The organism is Pseudomonas serbiensis (assembly GCF_030580745.1).
GTDB lineage: Bacteria > Pseudomonadota > Gammaproteobacteria > Pseudomonadales > Pseudomonadaceae > Aquipseudomonas > Aquipseudomonas serbiensis.
In genome coordinates, this window is sequence record NZ_JAUQOO010000002.1 from 220844 (window position 1) to 236311 (window position 15468).

Sequence of the window (15468 nt, forward strand, 5' to 3'; positions counted from 1 at the left end):
GATGTTCCAGGTCATGGAATGGTGACTTCCACTTCAGGCAAATGGCTTCAGCAGTGGTTTGTCGGTAATGTTTGAATCCAATAGCGCTATCCCGTGGAGATGTCATCACATGGACATTCGCACTCTGAAAAATCTCATGCAAGTCGCGCAGTGCGGTTCTCTGACCGCAGCTTCCGAAATCTGCTGCCTCAGTGTCCAGGCACTGGCCGCGCAGTTGAACAAGGTCGAAGCGCAATTTGGCTTCAAGCTTTTCAAGCGCTCCAACAAAGGGCTGACCCTGACCAGTGCGGGCCAGGAGCTTGAGCCCTACATGGAACAGGTGCTGGAAGCTTCCCGGCAACTGGACAACAAGGTTGCAGCGCTCAGTGTCTCGTCCTCAAGGATCCTGCGGGTGGCGCTCAACAGTACACTGTCGAGCGAGGTCAATCGCTGCATCGTGGCGCGCATGATCGAAGCGTTCGACGACTGCCAACTGGAGTTCAGCTACGCCGAGTCGGTGGAAAACCTGAGCAAGCTGAATCACGAAAGCTTCGATATGGCGGTGCTGATCGGGCCGCAGTCGATACGCCCCAGCGTTCTTCTGCCCTTTGTACAGGTCCAGGTCGTGGGCGTGCATTGCGGGCCGAAAGATACGCCGCTGTCTTCGCTCAATGAAAAACTCCAGGTTCGCCCCAGCAGCAGTTGCCCGTACTCCGACAGTTTCCAGCGCTTCATTGCTGGCGGCACGCCCAAGAAAGGCAAACCGCCGAGCATTGTGTACTCGGGCAGCGAAACGCTGACGCTTTCCTTGATCAGGCAGTTCGACGGCATTGGCCTGGTGTCCAGAAGTGTCGCCGAGCACAGTGGCCTGACCATCGTGCCGGGCTTCGAGGATTCGCTGGAGGTGCATCTGGTCGTGAACAATTCAAGCCTGTCGTGCCAGGCCTTGAATTACGTGGTCCACACTGCATTACAGGACAGCACTGATAATAATGTAGGCCGCCACACCCAGCGCCACACTGAGAAACAGATTCCTGCTCAGGTATGCGCATAACAGCGTCGGCAAGGCGGCAAGAAACTCGGGGCGATCAAGTTGCAGTTGCTGATTCCTGATCAGCAGCGGGGTCACGGTAATGGCAGCCACGATCGCCACAGGCAGGTATTCCAGTGCCTTGGCGATAAAGTCCGGCCAGTGCTCGGTATTGACCTGCAACGGCAAGGTGCGCGGCAGCAGTGTGACGGCGACCATCGACGCCACAACCAGAATCAGGAACGCTTGTTCAGACATAGACCTGCCCCGCAACCCAGAAGTGTGGCGATAAATACATTGAAGGCGGAGTCGCCCAGCAGGCTGAGCCCGCCCATGGTCACGACAGCCACCAGTGCTGCAATCAGCTTCTTGCGGGTATCACACAGCGAAACCAGCACGTACAGCATCATGGCACTCAGTGCGTAATCGAGCTTGTAGCTCACCAGATGCGCCGCATATTGGGCGCACAAGGCACCGAGCAGACCACCGGCGACCCATGAGGTGTGGCAGTAGAGATTGAAACCGATCAGATAACGGGCCGTGACAGGCTGGTCTTTGCCGAGACGGATGCTGTGGAAGGCGAACGACTCATCGGTCAGCTCCGCGCCATAGCAAAAACGCTCCAGACGGCTCAGTTTCAGGGTACGCAAGGCCTTGGCCATATAGACCGACATCAGCATGTGCCGGGCATTGATCAGAAACGTCGTAAGGATGATCGTGGGCAGCGAAGCGCCTGCGCTCAGCAGCGCCAGAGCCGCGAACTGCGAGGCACCGGCATAGACGAACAGACACATCGCAACCGGCAACCAGAGCGGAAAGCCCGCGTTGATCGCCATGAGCCCGAACACGAAGGCAACGGCAAAGTAGCCGGCCACGACAGGGCTCGCTTCAGCAAAAGCACGGGATTTCTGATTCTGGACAGGCAAGGTTTGATCGATCGATAGCTTGCTCAAAGGTCTTTCTCGCAAGTAATTTCGCCCTTGGGCTCATGAAAGCCCAGGCTATTCCAGAAATTACGCCCCACCAGATTATCGCCATCGACGAACAGGAACATGCGCCGCACATTGAGGCGCTTCATGTCCGTGGTTGCAGCATCCACCAGACACTGCCCGACACCCTGGCCGCGATATTCAGGGCTGACCGCCAGATGATTGATGGTCCCGCGAGTTCCCAGAACACCGCCCAGCACCGCGCCAACGACATCGCCTTTGGCATCTTCGGCCAGATAAGCAATGGTAGTCTCGCGGGTCAGGATACGCTGCAAGCATTTGGTGTCCTGCCACTGGCAGAACGCGACCTCTTTGAAAGAGCGGAAAAAGCTCTCCAGCAGCGCAGCATCCTGATAGGTCGCTCGCTTGAGAAGCGCAATTTCAGCAGGTTCGAGGTTTTCAGCGAACGATGTCAAAAGGCGTCCCCGGCAAGGAAAATGAAATAGCCATAATCTGCCGATAGGCCGTTTTATGCGGGTCGCGATTGCTCGCAGGCGTTACGTAGTGGCGCATTTCACGGTCGAGGAAGAAGGTGGTGTCCAGCACTTCATCGTAGGTGAGTGCTGCCAGTTGTTCTTCCTGGGCGTTGTACAGCCGGCTTTGCGCGCCCTCGACGTTCTGCTTGCCCCAGAAATGCACGCCGCTGAAAGGATAGCCATCGCAATGGATGCCTTCAGGAGTGATTTCAAGCGTCTTGCCCGGTTTGATTTCGATACGAATCTGGTGGATCTGGCATTGCCAGACCTTGTCGTGCAACTCCAGGGGCAGCACGTTTTTGTAGACCTCAAAGTCCAGGTCTATGAGGCTGCGTACAACCGGAGAGGCGATGACTTCTTCGGAAAAGTCCTGAAAATGCCGTTCCATGCCGCCAACGTAGCGGTTATGGGCGGTGGACTGGACATAAGCACGGTGTTCGAGTTGACGCAGGTCGCGAGTGACGGGGTTGTATTCAAAGTCGCTATAGCGGCGAAACCGCATGCCTGCATCGGCCTGCCCGTAGTACTTGTCTTCTTCCATGTTCTCCCAGCTCTTGGTGAGCCGGATGAAATCGGCGAAATGACCGTACAAACTAAAATCGCTGCCTAGAACATTTGCAAACTTGTCACGTTGTAGCGAGTGGCCAACTTCCTTGTTCAAGACAAGCATTTTCAGGGTCCTTTTCTACGGTGAGCGCCTAATTTAGACGTCATGGCAGATAGTTCCATGAAAAAGAATTTGAGGCATATCAAGCCCTGATTGATGCGCCTGAAGGGCTGCCTGCCGCAAGCAGACAGCCCGTTTCACGGGCTAGTGAATCAATTCAGTACGCCATCGAGGATAGCGTAGACAATTCCTGTGCCCACCGCGATCAAGACTACGTCGGTACCCAGACGACGCCACTCGTAACCGTCATAACGCGGCAGGTATTGCAGCGAACGACTATCCAGCCGCTTGCCATAACCACGGGGCAGTGGCTTGCCTTTGACAATGTGTACGCCCGGCGGCAGAGGCTGGCCACGGCCGATGACATCGCGATGCTGCTGAAAGGTCTGACGGACCTGGCCGAAGTCCTGAGGTGGACGATTACCGCCACGGTTGTCCTGATGCCCCTGATTGCCATGGCCTTTGTTGCCACCATTGCCACGACCATCGGGGCCGCCATTGTTTTGCGGGCCGTGCTGCTGACCGCCACGATTGTCATCACGCCCGTCACGCTGATCCGGCGCGGCCTGAAGCAGCGGACTAGCGCTGATCAGCAGGATGCCCAGCCCGGCTATAAAACGATTTGGCAGTTTCATGGGGATACCTCAGCATTCAATGAAGCAAAAAAAGGGGCTCAGGACCTTGGCCGTGAACCCCTTGTGTCTTGCTGCATAGGACAGCTAATGGCGAATTGATTCCTCTGTATCAGGAACTTTACCTTCAGCTCTTGCGAGCTTGACGCACACCATCAGCCAACGCCGCACAAAGGCTCAACACGCCATCGACGGCCTCGCCGGGCGACTTGGCTGTGGCGATCTTGTCCACCAGCGCAGAACCGACCACCACGCCATCGGCCAGACGGGCGATAGCGGCTGCCTGCTCAGGCGTACGAATGCCGAAACCGACACTGATCGGCAGAGACGTATGGCGACGCAGACGTGCAATGGCTTCGGTGACGTGCTCGGTGGTAGCCGATCCGGCACCGGTCACACCGGCGACGGACACGTAGTAGACGAAACCGGAACTGCGCTCCAGAACACGTGGCAGACGTGCGTCATCGGTGGTCGGCGTGGTCAGGCGAATGAAGTCGATGCCAGAAGCCTGGGCAGGCGTGGCCAGCTCGGCGTCATGCTCAGGTGGCAGGTCGACGATGATCAGGCCGTCGACGCCCGCATCCTTGGCGGCTGCCACGAATGCATCCACACCAAAACGATGAATCGGGTTGTAGTAACCCATCAGCACGATAGGCGTGGTCTGATCTTCTGCGCGGAACTCGCTGACCATTTGCAGGGTTTTCAGCAGAGTCTGCCCGGCGTCCAGGGCACGCAGGGTCGCCAGTTGAATCGCGACACCATCGGCCATCGGATCGGTGAAGGGCATGCCCAGCTCGATCACGTCGGCACCCGCAGCCGGCAGCCCTTTGAGGACTTTCAGCGACGTATCGTAACCAGGGTCGCCAGCAGTGATGAAGGTCACCAGCGCCGCACGGCCTTCGGTTTTCAGCTGGGCGAAACGTTGCTCAAGACGGCTCATACCGACTTCTCCTGGTTCTGTTCAGCGGCGGCCATGTGGCTCATGACGGTTTGCATGTCTTTGTCTCCGCGACCGGAGAAGCACACGACCATCAAATGGTCCTTGCTCAGAGTGGCGGCACGTTTGATGGCTTCGGCCAGTGCGTGGGCAGTTTCCAGCGCGGGGATGATGCCTTCGAGTCGGCAACACTGATGGAAAGCCTGCAGGGCCTCTTCGTCGGTAATACTCACGTATTCGGCGCGCTTCACTTCATGCAGGTAAGCGTGCTCAGGGCCGATGCCTGGGTAGTCCAGGCCCGCGGAAATCGAATGGGCGTCGGTGATCTGGCCGTCGTCGTCCTGCAGCAGGTAAGTGCGGTTGCCATGCAATACGCCGGGTACGCCGCCGTTGAGGCTGGCTGCGTGCTTGTCGGTGTCGATACCGTGACCACCAGCCTCGACGCCAACGATCTGCACGCTGGCATCATCGAGGAATGGATGGAACAGGCCCATTGCGTTGGAGCCACCGCCCACGCAAGCCACCAGACTGTCCGGCAGACGTCCTTCCTTTTCCTGCATCTGGGCCTTGGTTTCCTTGCCGATGATCGACTGGAAATCACGGACCATCGCCGGATACGGGTGTGGGCCTGCCACAGTGCCGATCAGGTAGAAGGTGTCTTCAACGTTGGTCACCCAGTCACGCAGGGCTTCGTTCATGGCGTCTTTCAGGGTGCCGGTGCCGGAAGTGACCGGCACGATCTCGGCGCCCAGCAGCTTCATGCGAAATACGTTGGCCTGCTGACGCTCGATGTCGGTTGCGCCCATGTAGATCACGCAAGGCAGACCGAAACGGGCAGCGACCGTGGCAGTAGCAACGCCGTGCATGCCTGCGCCGGTTTCCGCGATCAGGCGCTTCTTGCCCATGCGTTTGGCCAGCAGGATCTGGCCGATGCAGTTATTGATCTTGTGTGCGCCGGTGTGGTTCAGCTCTTCGCGCTTGAAGTAGATCCTGGCGCCACCGCAGAACTCGGTCAGGCGCTCGGCGAAATACAGAGGGTTGGGGCGGCCTACATAATCACGCTGGAAGTACGCCAGTTGCTCGGCGAACTCAGGATCGGCCTTGGCGGCTTCGTACTCGCGATTGAGGTCAAGCACCAGCGGCATGAGGGTTTCAGCTACGTAGCGGCCGCCAAATGAGCCGAACAGGCCGTTGGCGTCGGGACCGCTGCGAAAGTTGGTCTGGGTCATGGGGGCTCCAGTTGCAGTCTTGGGCGAATGGGTTGAGCCGTATCGGCAATGGGCTCACTTTAACCAGCGCAAGCCCGGATGAAAACCGATAAGATCGCCACAACCTGTCAGGAAAACTCACACATACCATGAGCCGCGACCTTCCTCCCCTCAATGCCTTGCGCGCTTTTGAAGCCACTGCCCGCCTGGGCAGCGTCAGTCATGCTGCGGAACAGCTGCACGTGACCCATGGCGCGGTCAGCCGTCAGTTGAAAGCCTTGGAAGAACACTTGGGCGTCAGCCTGTTCAGCAAGGATGGTCGCGGCCTGAAACTCACAGATTCAGGTATTCGATTGCGCGACGTCAGCGGTGAAGCTTTCGACCGATTGCGCGATGTGTGTGCCGAACTGAGCCAAGGCAGCGCGGATGCGCCATTCGTACTGGGTTGCTCCGGTAGCCTGCTGGCGCGCTGGTTCATTCCACGCCTTGGGCGCCTGAATGCCGAGCTGCCGGACCTGCGTCTGCATCTCTCGGCGGGCGAGGGCGATCTGGACCCGCGCCGACCGGGGCTGGATGCACTGCTGGTATTCGCGGAGCCCCCATGGCCGGCGGACATGCAGGTTTTCGAGTTGGCCAGCGAACGTATCGGGCCAGTGCTGAGCCCACGCTTCACACATTTCGAGGCATTGCGGCAGGCACCTGCCCAAGCGTTATTGAACGAATCACTGTTGCAAACCACCTCGCGCCCACAAGCCTGGCCAAGCTGGGCGCAACACCACGGGATCGATCCGCAGGCTTTGCGTTACGGGCAGGGGTTCGAGCATTTGTACTATTTGCTGGAGGCAGCAGTCGCGGGCCTTGGCATTGCCATTGCACCCGAGCCGCTGGTCACGGACGACCTGCGGGCCGGACGCCTGGCTGCGCCATGGGGTTTCAGCGAAACCCCGGCACGACTTGCACTTTGGGTCCCCCGACGCGCCGCTGACGGTCGGGCGCAGCAGTTGGCTCAATGGTTGAAAAACGAGCTGGAGCGCTCCATCGAGCCGATCAGAAAATGATCATTCGCCGCGTTTGATCAACAGGTAGGCAGCAAGCAGGCCAATCGCGCCGACTGCAACGCCCGCAGTCGTCCAGGGATGCTCCTGAGCGTAATCGCGGGTAGCGAGTGCGTTTTCACGGGTCTTGACCTTCACGTCCTCGTACAGATCGCTGAGCAGATGGCGCGAATGGCTCAGCGCATTTTCAGCATTGACCTTGAGACTTTTCAGCGTCTTGCGAGACTCCTCGGAAGCATCGCCTTTGAGGCTTTCCAATGACTTGAGGAGGCTTTCGATCTCTGCTTCCATGCTTTGCAACGAGGCTTTACGAAGTGAATTGCTAGCCATGGTATTTCTCCTGCTGTGATGAGTACGTGTGTTGTTTCCGACTGCGCAGGTTTTGGAAAGTGCGATGGGATTTATGCAAAGTGCTGAACTTTTGTCCGCATTTTCCTGACAGAACCAATGAGCGTCGCCACTGCTACGCTCCTGAAGGCTACCAAGGAGAACTGCCATGAGTGATCACCACACCTACAAGAAGATCGAGCTGGTTGGCTCGTCTACCACCAGTATCGAAGACGCCATCAACAATGCGATTGCAGAGGCCAGCAAGAGCCTTCAGTTACTGGAATGGTTTGAAGTGACCGAAACCCGCGGACACATCGAGAACGGCAAGGTTGCGCACTATCAGGTAACCCTCAAGGTGGGCTTTCGCATCGCCGATAGCTGACAGGTTCTGACGCTTTTAACTGGCCGTTTGCCATAAATTCCGCTACAGATAGAAACCGCTGCCACGCATCAATGCGTGGCGGTTGCCATTGAGCGCTTCATTTTGGAGTGCCTGTATTTGTCAACACGAGGGAGTGTCATTGATGAAGAAGCTTCTATTGGTAGTAGGCTTGCTGAGTTTTGCTGGAACCACCATGGCGGCGGGCAAGAATTGCGAAGAGCTGAAAGCGGAGATTGACGCAAAACTCAAGTCGCTCAAGGTTTCGTCCTACACGCTGGAAATTATCCCGACCGACGATCTGAAGGATCAGAAAGTCGTAGGCTCCTGCGATGTGGGCAGACACAAGATCATCTACACCCGCAACTGATCCGGGTACGCGCCACCGCCGTGCAGGAGCGGATTCATTCGCGAAAGGCCGATCCTTACCGTCAGGTATGCCGCCTTCCCGGATAAATCCGGTCCTGCACTGTGCGGTGTCCTTATCCCTGCGCAACCTGCGCCAGAATTTCATACGAACGTAGACGATCCTCGTGTTCGTACATGTCGCAGGTGAAGATCAATTCATCGGCATCGGTCTGCTCCAGCAGCACATCCAGCTTGGCGCGGATCTTTTGCGGACCGCCCACCATCGCCAGCCCCAGAAAACTCGCCACGGCCTCTCGTTCGTGAGGCAGCCACAGCTTGTCCATGGATTCGACGGGCGGACGCTGCACCAGGCTGTGCCCACGCATCAGCGCCAGAATGCGCTGATAGACCGAAGTCGCCAGATACTCGGCACGCTCGTCAGTGTCGGCCGCCGCCAGCGGCACACCCAACATCACGTAAGGCTTGTCGAGCACCTCTGAAGGCTGGAAATGATTGCGATAGACGCGAATCGCTTCATGCATGTAGCGCGGCGCGAAATGGGAGGCAAAGGCATAAGGCAGCCCACGCATCCCGGCGAGCTGGGCACTGAACAGGCTCGAACCCAGCAACCAGATCGGCACATCGGTGCCGGAACCCGGCACAGCGATCACTTTTTGATCAGGCGTGCGTGGCCCGAGGTAGCCCATCAGCTCGGTGACATCATCAGGGAAGTCATCCGCGCTACCGGAGCGCTCGCGTCGCAATGCCCGGGCCGTCATCTGGTCCGAACCCGGCGCACGTCCCAGGCCCAGATCGATACGACCGGGATAGAGACTGGCAAGGGTGCCGAACTGCTCGGCAATGACCAATGGCGCATGGTTGGGCAGCATGACGCCACCAGCGCCTACGCGAATCGTCGAAGTACCGCCAGCCAGATAGGCCAGCAGCACAGAAGTCGCCGAACTCGCGATGCCATCCATGTTGTGGTGCTCTGCAACCCAGAAACGGTTGTAACCCAGCTTCTCGACGTGCTGAGCCAGGTTCAGGGAATTACGCAGTGATTCTGCGGGACCTTTGTCCTGACGCACAGGCACCAGATCAAGGGTGGAAATCTTTACATCCGTCAAACGTTTCATAGGCCGCTGCTTCTCCTCGAAATGTGTTGGGCTGAGCCCATGATGAAACAGCAGTGCGGGCGCAAGCGCTGCTTTTCAATGGCAACCCCGAAAAAGACCTACCAAAACACTAGGACTTATACGTTGAACTTTCCAAGACCGTCTATCCTCAGAAACTTGGTTACGGCCGGAACATTACCGATTTAATCAGGAGGCACCATGAGCATCGTCAAGAAAGCATCAGCCCATTGGGAAGGTGATCTGAAGAGTGGCATTGGCAGTATCTCCACTGAAACGGGCGTACTGCGCGAAGCGCCTTACGGTTTCAAGGCCCGCTTCGAGGGCGGCAAGGGCACCAACCCGGAAGAACTGATCGGCGCAGCCCATGCTGGCTGCTTCTCCATGGCCTTGTCGATGATCCTCGGGAACGCGGGCTTCACTGCTGAAAGCATCGATACTCAGGCTGAAGTGACCCTGGATCAGGACAGCGGCGGATTTTCGATCACAGCCGTTCATCTCGTGCTCAAGGCCAAGGTCCCGGGTGCAAGCCAGCAGCAGTTCGATGATTTGACCAGGCAAGCCAAAGAAGGCTGCCCGGTTTCCAAGGTGCTGAACGCCAAGATTACCCTGGACGCCACGCTGCTCGGTTGATCGATAGCGTGACACCTGATGACCCGTACAACCCGGTTGTACGGGTCATTTTTTTGCCCGTCAGAACCAGATGCGGGGCCGGACGGTCGTATGAAGGACTACAGCACAGACAAGGTTCTGTGCGTCTTATCGAAGGAATCGGGCATGAAACGTTTTGTTTTGGCTATGAGCTGTATCCTGCTGACGACCGGCGCCCTGGCTGCGCCGAAATCCTGCGAAGAACTCAAGGACGAGATCGAGGCCAAGATCCAGGCCAACAACGTCACGTCCTATACGCTGGAAATCGTCCCCAACGCCGAGGTCCACGACCAGAACATGGTGGTGGGCAGCTGCGAAAACGGCACCAAAAAAATCATCTATCAAAAAAACGATAGCTGATCAGATGCAGCGGACATCCCCTTCATGGGCCAGCACCTTGCGCTCGGCGTCATAAAGTTTGGCGGTAATGTCATTGGCAAGCGTGCGGGCTTCGATCATGTAACGCTGCCCGGCGACAAAATGGTCGTACTCGATATCGATGAAACAGGTGATGTCGGTGTAGTCATCACTTATCAGGCCCAGCCCGCCCGAGCGATATTCATAATCGAAGCGTATCTGTAGCTCGTGGCGACCGGGAGTGACCTGAAAGTAGCGGCCATCATAGGTATTCTTGCCATCAAGCTTGTCTGCCATCACCAGCCTGCCGGTCATGGTGCGCATGTCGATCCAGGCCATGTCCGGGTCCACGGCAGGTAAAGGCGTAGTACACCCCAGAAGGGTGCCAAGGGCGAGAGTCAATGCTATCAGGCGCATGTCAGGCTCCGAAGATGGGCGGATGACGATGATAGTTGCGTAATACCCTGGCTGTCCTGCATAACCCGTTCTATCCCTGTCTTGAAGGCCGTGTATGCCACGACTCAATGTTTTACGTCTCTGGCACAGTTTGCCGATAGCGACGATGGTTTTGCTTTGTGGATGCTCCAGCCTTTCGTATTACGGCCAGTTGGCCAGTGGTCAACTGCGACTGCTACAGGCTCGGGAGCCGATCCAGGACATCATCTCTGACCCTGCGCGCGACCCGAAATTGCGTCAGCGTCTGGCATATGCCCAGGAAGCTCGTACCTTCGCCAGCGAGCATCTGCATCTGCCGGACAACAAGAGTTATCGCCTGTACGCCGATCTGGGCCGTCCTTATGTCGTCTGGAACGTATTCGCGACCGATGAGTTCTCTCTGGACCCTGTCACTCATTGCTTTCCGATTGCCGGTTGCGTGGCCTATCGCGGTTATTACAGCCAGGGCGGTGCGCGAGGTGAAGCCGCTTTACAGCGTCAGGCCGGCAAGGACGTGTACATGAGCGGCGTCGAAGCGTATTCAACGCTGGGCTGGTTCAACGATCCGATTCTCAGTTCCATGCTGGGTTGGGGTGACGAGCGACTGGCAACGCTGATCTTCCACGAACTGGCCCATCAACGTTTCTATGTGAAGGACGACACCGAGTTCAACGAATCCTACGCCAGCTTCGTGGAGCAGGAAGGCACTCGCCAATGGCGTGCTGCACGAGGCCTGGCACCGGAAAACGTCTCACAATCCACACGCCGGGATCAGTTCATTCGATTGGTGCTCGATACCCGGGAGCGGCTCAAGACCTTGTATCGCCAGCCGCTGACAGCCGAGCTGATGCGTGAGCGCAAAGCCGCCGAATTCGAGCGCTTGCGCCGTGAGTACCGGCAATTGCGTGATGAGCAATGGAGCGGCGACAAACGCTTCGACGGGTGGATCAACTCACCGATGAACAACGCCAAGCTGCTGCCCTTCGGGCTTTATGACCAGTGGGTGCCAGCGTTTGAGGCGTTGTTCAAGCAAGTGAATGGTGACTGGGTGGCGTTCTTTGATGCCGTGGAAAAGCTGGGGGATTTGCCTGTGGTGCAGCGCAAGGCCAAGTTGCAGGAGCTCAGCGGCTTTCGCGAATGAATTCGCTCCCACACCGTAGGAGCGAATTCATTCGCGAAAAGCCTCATGCATCTGGGCCATCGTCACAAAATGATAGGTCGGCGATTGCGCTGTCAGTTCCTCATGGCTGCCAAAACCATAACCTACTGCTGCCACATCCAGCCCGTTACGCGACCCGCCGATCAGGTCATGCTTGCGGTCGCCGATCATCAAGGTCTGGCTTGGGTCCAGACGCTCCTGCTCCAGCAGATGGGCGATCAGTTCCACTTTGTCGGTGCGGGTGCCGTCCAGCTCACTGCCGTAGATCACCTTGAAATGCCTGGCGAAGTCGAAGTGCCGGGCGATTTCATGGGCGAAAACCCAAGGCTTTGAAGTCGCGATATACAGCGTTCGACCTTGACCACCCAAGGTTTCAAGCAGCTCGGGCACGCCATCGAAAACCAGATTTTCATAAAGCCCGGTGACTTTGAAGCGCTCGCGATAGAAACCCACAGCCTCCCAGGCACGGGCTTCGTCCATCTCATAAAACTGCATGAAGGCTTGCAGTAGCGGTGGGCCGATGAAGTGTTCCAGTTTAGTGATATCCGGCTCGTCGATGCCCAGACGCCCCAAGGCAAACTGGATCGAGCGAGTTATCCCCAGGCGCGGGTCAGTCAGTGTGCCGTCGAGGTCGAACAGAATGTTTTTGTAATGCATGGGTTCTCGCCAGTGAATGCGTAAAAAGGTCTGTGGATAACTCAGGGCTGGTCGTAACCTTCGGCCAGGTGCTGATCCTTGAGCTTCACGTAATTGGTCGCGCTATAGGGGAAAAAGGCGATCTCCTTTTCAGTCAGTGGCCGTGCCTGTTTGACCGGACGCCCCACGTACAGAAACCCGCTTTCCAGCACTTTACCCGGCGGCACCAGGCTGCCAGCGCCAATGATGACTTCATCCTCGACCACCGCGCCATCCATGATGGTGGTGCCCATGCCGATCAGGATCCGGTTGCCGATGGTGCAGCCATGCAGCATCGCCTTGTGGCCGATAGTCACTTCGTCACCGATCAGTAGCGCAAAGCCGTCAGGGTTGAACGGCCCTGCGTGGGTGATGTGCAACACGCTGCCGTCCTGCACGCTGGTACGGGCACCGATACGGATGCGATGCATGTCGCCACGGATGACGGTCAGTGGCCAGACGGAGCTGTCGGCACCGATCTCGACATCGCCGATCACCACAGCGGAATAGTCGACGAACGCTCGCTCGCCAAGGGCTGGGGTGTGGTCCTGGAACTTGCGAATGGCCACGATAGGCTCCTTCTTTGGTGGTGATAGATGCGCGATACCGGTTTGAGTGCTGCGGTCGGCGTCGATTGTAATTAAGATGCGTGAGTGTTTCTTCCAGCCAAGGTGCAAAACCGTGAGCGCGAACAACCCTCTTTTGCAATCGTACGACCTGCCTCCTTTCTCGGCGATCCGTGCCGAGCACGTAAAACCTGCCATCGAACAGATCCTGGCCGATAACCGCGCCGCGATTGCCGACATTCTTGCCAGGCAGGGTTCGACACCCACCTGGGCCGGACTGGTCCTGACGATGGATGAATTGAATGACCGCCTGGGAGCCGCCTGGAGCCCGGTCAGTCACCTGAATGCCGTCTGCAACAGCGCAGAACTGCGCGAAGCCTACGAGTCGTGCCTGCCTGCATTGAGCGCTTACTCCACCGAAATGGGCCAGAACCGTGAGCTGTTCCAGGCCTATGAAGCCCTGGCCAACAGCCCGGAAGCGGCAAACTTCGATGTTGGCCAGAAGACTATTCTGGAACAATCGCTGCGCGACTTCCGCCTTTCGGGTATCGACCTGCCACCCGAGCAGCAGAAGCGTTACGCCGAAGTGCAAAGCAAGCTGTCGGAGCTGGGCAGCCAGTTCTCCAACCAGTTGCTCGATGCAACCCAGGCCTGGACCAAACTGGTCACTGACGAATCTGCCCTGGCGGGTCTGACCGAATCGGCCAAACAGCAAATGGCTGCCGCCGCCAAGGCCAAGGATCTGGAAGGTTTCCTGATTACCCTGGAGTTCCCGAGCTACTACGCGGTAATGACCTACGCCGAAGACCGCGCCCTGCGCGAGGAAGTCTATGCGGCGTACTGCACACGCGCCTCGGATCAAGGCCCGAATGCGGGCAAGAACGACAACGGCCCGGTCATGGCGCAGATCCTCGACCTGCGTCAGGAACTGGCACAACTGTTGGGCTTCGCCAGCTTCTCCGAACTGAGCCTGGCGACCAAGATGGCCGAGTCCAGCGATCAGGTGCTCAGCTTCCTGCGCGATCTGGCCAAGCGCAGCAAGCCTTTTGCCGAACAGGACCTCAAGCAGCTCAAGGCGTATGCCGCCGAACAGGGTTGCCCGGATCTGCAAAGCTGGGACAGCGGTTTCTATGGCGAAAAACTGCGCGAACAGCGCTACAGCGTTTCCCAGGAAATCCTGCGCGCCTATTTCCCTATCGATAAAGTGCTGAGCGGCCTGTTTGCCATTGTTCAGCGCCTGTACGGAATTGAAATCGCCGAACAGAAAGGTTTCGACACCTGGCACCCGGATGTTCGTCTCTTCGAGATCAAGGAAAACGGCCAGCACGTCGGGCGTTTCTTCTTCGACCTGTATGCCCGCGCCAACAAGCGTGGCGGTGCCTGGATGGATGGTGCACGCGACCGTCGCCGTACCGCCGAAGGCCGTATGCAGAACCCGGTGGCGAATCTGGTGTGCAACTTCACGCCAGCAGTCGGCGGCAAGCCTGCCTTGCTGACTCACGATGAAGTCACCACCCTGTTCCACGAATTCGGCCATGGCCTGCATCACCTGCTGACCCGCGTCGAGCATGCCGGTGTTTCCGGGATCAACGGCGTGGCGTGGGATGCAGTCGAACTGCCAAGCCAGTTCATGGAAAACTGGTGCTGGGAGCCTGAAGGCCTGGCCCTGATTTCCGGTCACTACGAGAGCGGCGAAGCACTGCCTCAGGACCTGCTGGAAAAAATGCTCGCAGCCAAGAACTTCCAGTCGGGGCTGATGATGGTTCGTCAACTGGAGTTCTCGCTGTTCGACTTCGAGCTGCACGCCACCCATGGCGACGGCCGTAGTGTGCTGGAAGTGCTCGAAGGCATTCGCGATGAAGTCTCGGTCATGCGACCGCCAGCCTATAACCGCTTCCCGAACAGCTTCGCGCATATCTTCGCGGGTGGTTATGCAGCCGGTTACTACAGCTACAAGTGGGCTGAAGTGTTGTCTGCCGACGCTTTCTCCAAATTCGAGGAAGACGGTGTACTCAACGCCGAAACGGGTCGTGCCTTCCGCGAAGCCATTCTGGCGCGTGGCGGTTCCCAGGCGCCGATGGTGTTGTTCGTCGACTTCCGCGGACGCGAGCCTTCAATTGACGCACTCTTGCGCCACAGTGGCCTGAGTGAGGAAGCGGCAGCATGACCGATACACCGGTAGTCATTACCAAGAAACGCTTTATCGCCGGGGCTGTCTGCCCGGCGTGCAGCGAACCCGACAAGTTGAAGATGTGGAGCGAAGACGACGTGCCCCATCGCGAATGCGTGGGTTGCGGCTACAGCGATACGCTCAATGAACAGGGCCTCTCGATTCCCAAGGAACTGGGAACGCGGGTCAACAAGGCCACGCCAAAACCGGCAGATCCAAAGGTTCAGGGCGTGCAGTTCTTCCCGAATCCAAAGCTGAAAAAGCCGGTTGATCCGAGTTGAATGGCTGATGA

At 57.8% G+C, this 15468-nt stretch carries 21 protein-coding genes; 9 read left to right on the top strand and 12 right to left on the bottom strand.

Features of this window, described 5'->3' with window-relative positions:
• The first annotated feature begins 109 nt into the window (after nucleotides 1-109).
• A complete protein-coding gene (locus tag Q6A51_RS03950; protein ID WP_201000949.1) occupies nucleotides 110-1033 on the top strand; it encodes a LysR family transcriptional regulator in 924 nt (307 codons plus the stop codon).
• Here Q6A51_RS03950 and Q6A51_RS03955 read toward each other — a convergent pair.
• The 7 genes from Q6A51_RS03955 to trpB form a co-directional block, all read right to left on the bottom strand.
• On the bottom strand, nucleotides 950-1267 hold the full coding sequence (locus tag Q6A51_RS03955; protein ID WP_201019513.1) for an AzlD domain-containing protein: 318 nt from the start codon (nucleotides 1265-1267) through the stop codon (nucleotides 950-952). The two genes, Q6A51_RS03950 and Q6A51_RS03955, sit on opposite strands and share 84 nt — an antisense overlap.
• Entirely contained in the window at nucleotides 1246-1962 is a 717-nt protein-coding gene (locus Q6A51_RS03960; protein WP_201019514.1) for an AzlC family ABC transporter permease, read from the bottom strand. The genes Q6A51_RS03955 and Q6A51_RS03960 overlap by 22 nt, the downstream gene beginning before the upstream one ends.
• Nucleotides 1959-2336, bottom strand: a complete 378-nt coding sequence (locus Q6A51_RS03965) for a GNAT family N-acetyltransferase (protein ID WP_201001381.1) — start codon at nucleotides 2334-2336, stop codon at nucleotides 1959-1961. Before Q6A51_RS03965 ends, Q6A51_RS03960 begins: the two co-directional genes overlap by 4 nt.
• A 61-nt stretch (nucleotides 2337-2397) precedes the next feature.
• Nucleotides 2398-3144 (bottom strand): 2OG-Fe dioxygenase family protein, encoded by a 747-nt coding sequence (locus Q6A51_RS03970; RefSeq protein WP_201000946.1) that lies wholly within the window; start codon nucleotides 3142-3144, stop codon nucleotides 2398-2400.
• A 149-nt stretch (nucleotides 3145-3293) separates the two neighbouring features.
• Nucleotides 3294-3776, bottom strand: coding sequence for an anti-virulence regulator CigR family protein (locus Q6A51_RS03975; RefSeq protein WP_201019515.1), 483 nt, complete (start codon nucleotides 3774-3776; stop codon nucleotides 3294-3296).
• 124 nt (nucleotides 3777-3900) lie between these two features.
• Nucleotides 3901-4713: a tryptophan synthase subunit alpha gene (trpA, locus tag Q6A51_RS03980; RefSeq protein WP_201019516.1), complete on the bottom strand. Its 813-nt coding sequence runs from the start codon at nucleotides 4711-4713 to the stop codon at nucleotides 3901-3903.
• Nucleotides 4710-5939 (bottom strand): tryptophan synthase subunit beta, encoded by a 1230-nt coding sequence (gene trpB, locus Q6A51_RS03985; protein WP_304574178.1) that lies wholly within the window; start codon nucleotides 5937-5939, stop codon nucleotides 4710-4712. The genes trpA and trpB overlap by 4 nt, the downstream gene beginning before the upstream one ends.
• Before the next feature lie 128 nt (nucleotides 5940-6067).
• Between trpB and Q6A51_RS03990 the strand changes: the two genes are divergently transcribed.
• Nucleotides 6068-6976 carry a LysR family transcriptional regulator gene (locus tag Q6A51_RS03990; RefSeq protein WP_304574179.1) on the top strand — a complete coding sequence of 303 codons (909 nt, stop codon included), beginning with the start codon at nucleotides 6068-6070 and terminating at the stop codon, nucleotides 6974-6976.
• On the opposite strand, the gene Q6A51_RS03995 is transcribed toward Q6A51_RS03990, so the two are convergent.
• Nucleotides 6977-7303, bottom strand: coding sequence for a DUF883 family protein (locus Q6A51_RS03995; RefSeq protein ID WP_304574180.1), 327 nt, complete (start codon nucleotides 7301-7303; stop codon nucleotides 6977-6979). It abuts the gene before it with no gap.
• 166 nt (nucleotides 7304-7469) lie between these two features.
• Between Q6A51_RS03995 and Q6A51_RS04000 the strand changes: the two genes are divergently transcribed.
• Both Q6A51_RS04000 and Q6A51_RS04005 read left to right on the top strand, forming a co-directional pair.
• Entirely contained in the window at nucleotides 7470-7685 is a 216-nt protein-coding gene (locus Q6A51_RS04000; protein WP_201000936.1) for a dodecin, read from the top strand.
• Between the two features lie 142 nt (nucleotides 7686-7827).
• On the top strand, nucleotides 7828-8052 hold the full coding sequence (locus Q6A51_RS04005) for a DUF1161 domain-containing protein (protein ID WP_201019519.1): 225 nt from the start codon (nucleotides 7828-7830) through the stop codon (nucleotides 8050-8052).
• Nucleotides 8053-8164: 112 nt separating this feature from the next.
• On the opposite strand, the gene Q6A51_RS04010 is transcribed toward Q6A51_RS04005, so the two are convergent.
• Entirely contained in the window at nucleotides 8165-9166 is a 1002-nt protein-coding gene (locus Q6A51_RS04010; protein WP_304574181.1) for an LLM class flavin-dependent oxidoreductase, read from the bottom strand.
• Nucleotides 9167-9364: 198 nt separating this feature from the next.
• On the opposite strand from Q6A51_RS04010, the gene Q6A51_RS04015 reads away from it, so the two are divergent.
• Nucleotides 9365-9796, top strand: a complete 432-nt coding sequence (locus Q6A51_RS04015; RefSeq protein WP_201019521.1) for an OsmC family protein — start codon at nucleotides 9365-9367, stop codon at nucleotides 9794-9796.
• A 144-nt stretch (nucleotides 9797-9940) separates the two neighbouring features.
• Nucleotides 9941-10174 (top strand): DUF1161 domain-containing protein, encoded by a 234-nt coding sequence (locus Q6A51_RS04020; RefSeq protein ID WP_201019522.1) that lies wholly within the window; start codon nucleotides 9941-9943, stop codon nucleotides 10172-10174.
• Here Q6A51_RS04020 and Q6A51_RS04025 read toward each other — a convergent pair whose 3' ends face one another.
• Nucleotides 10175-10588: a PA0061/PA0062 family lipoprotein gene (locus tag Q6A51_RS04025; protein WP_201019523.1), complete on the bottom strand. Its 414-nt coding sequence runs from the start codon at nucleotides 10586-10588 to the stop codon at nucleotides 10175-10177.
• A gap of 94 nt (nucleotides 10589-10682) precedes the next feature.
• Here Q6A51_RS04025 and Q6A51_RS04030 point away from each other — a divergent pair, with 94 nt between their 5' ends.
• Nucleotides 10683-11747: an aminopeptidase gene (locus Q6A51_RS04030; RefSeq protein WP_304574182.1), complete on the top strand. Its 1065-nt coding sequence runs from the start codon at nucleotides 10683-10685 to the stop codon at nucleotides 11745-11747.
• A 27-nt stretch (nucleotides 11748-11774) separates the two neighbouring features.
• On the opposite strand, the gene Q6A51_RS04035 is transcribed toward Q6A51_RS04030, so the two are convergent.
• Nucleotides 11775-12422, bottom strand: a complete 648-nt coding sequence (locus Q6A51_RS04035) for an HAD family hydrolase (protein WP_201019525.1) — start codon at nucleotides 12420-12422, stop codon at nucleotides 11775-11777.
• Between the two features lie 41 nt (nucleotides 12423-12463).
• Nucleotides 12464-13009, bottom strand: coding sequence for a gamma carbonic anhydrase family protein (locus Q6A51_RS04040; protein WP_201019526.1), 546 nt, complete (start codon nucleotides 13007-13009; stop codon nucleotides 12464-12466).
• 76 nt (nucleotides 13010-13085) lie between these two features.
• Here Q6A51_RS04040 and prlC point away from each other — a divergent pair, with 76 nt between their 5' ends.
• Both prlC and Q6A51_RS04050 read left to right on the top strand, forming a co-directional pair.
• A complete protein-coding gene (gene prlC / locus Q6A51_RS04045) occupies nucleotides 13086-15173 on the top strand; it encodes an oligopeptidase A (protein ID WP_201019527.1) in 2088 nt (695 codons plus the stop codon).
• A complete protein-coding gene (locus tag Q6A51_RS04050; RefSeq protein ID WP_200986376.1) occupies nucleotides 15170-15457 on the top strand; it encodes a YheV family putative zinc ribbon protein in 288 nt (95 codons plus the stop codon). Before prlC ends, Q6A51_RS04050 begins: the two co-directional genes overlap by 4 nt.
• Nucleotides 15458-15468: the final 11 nt, after the last annotated feature.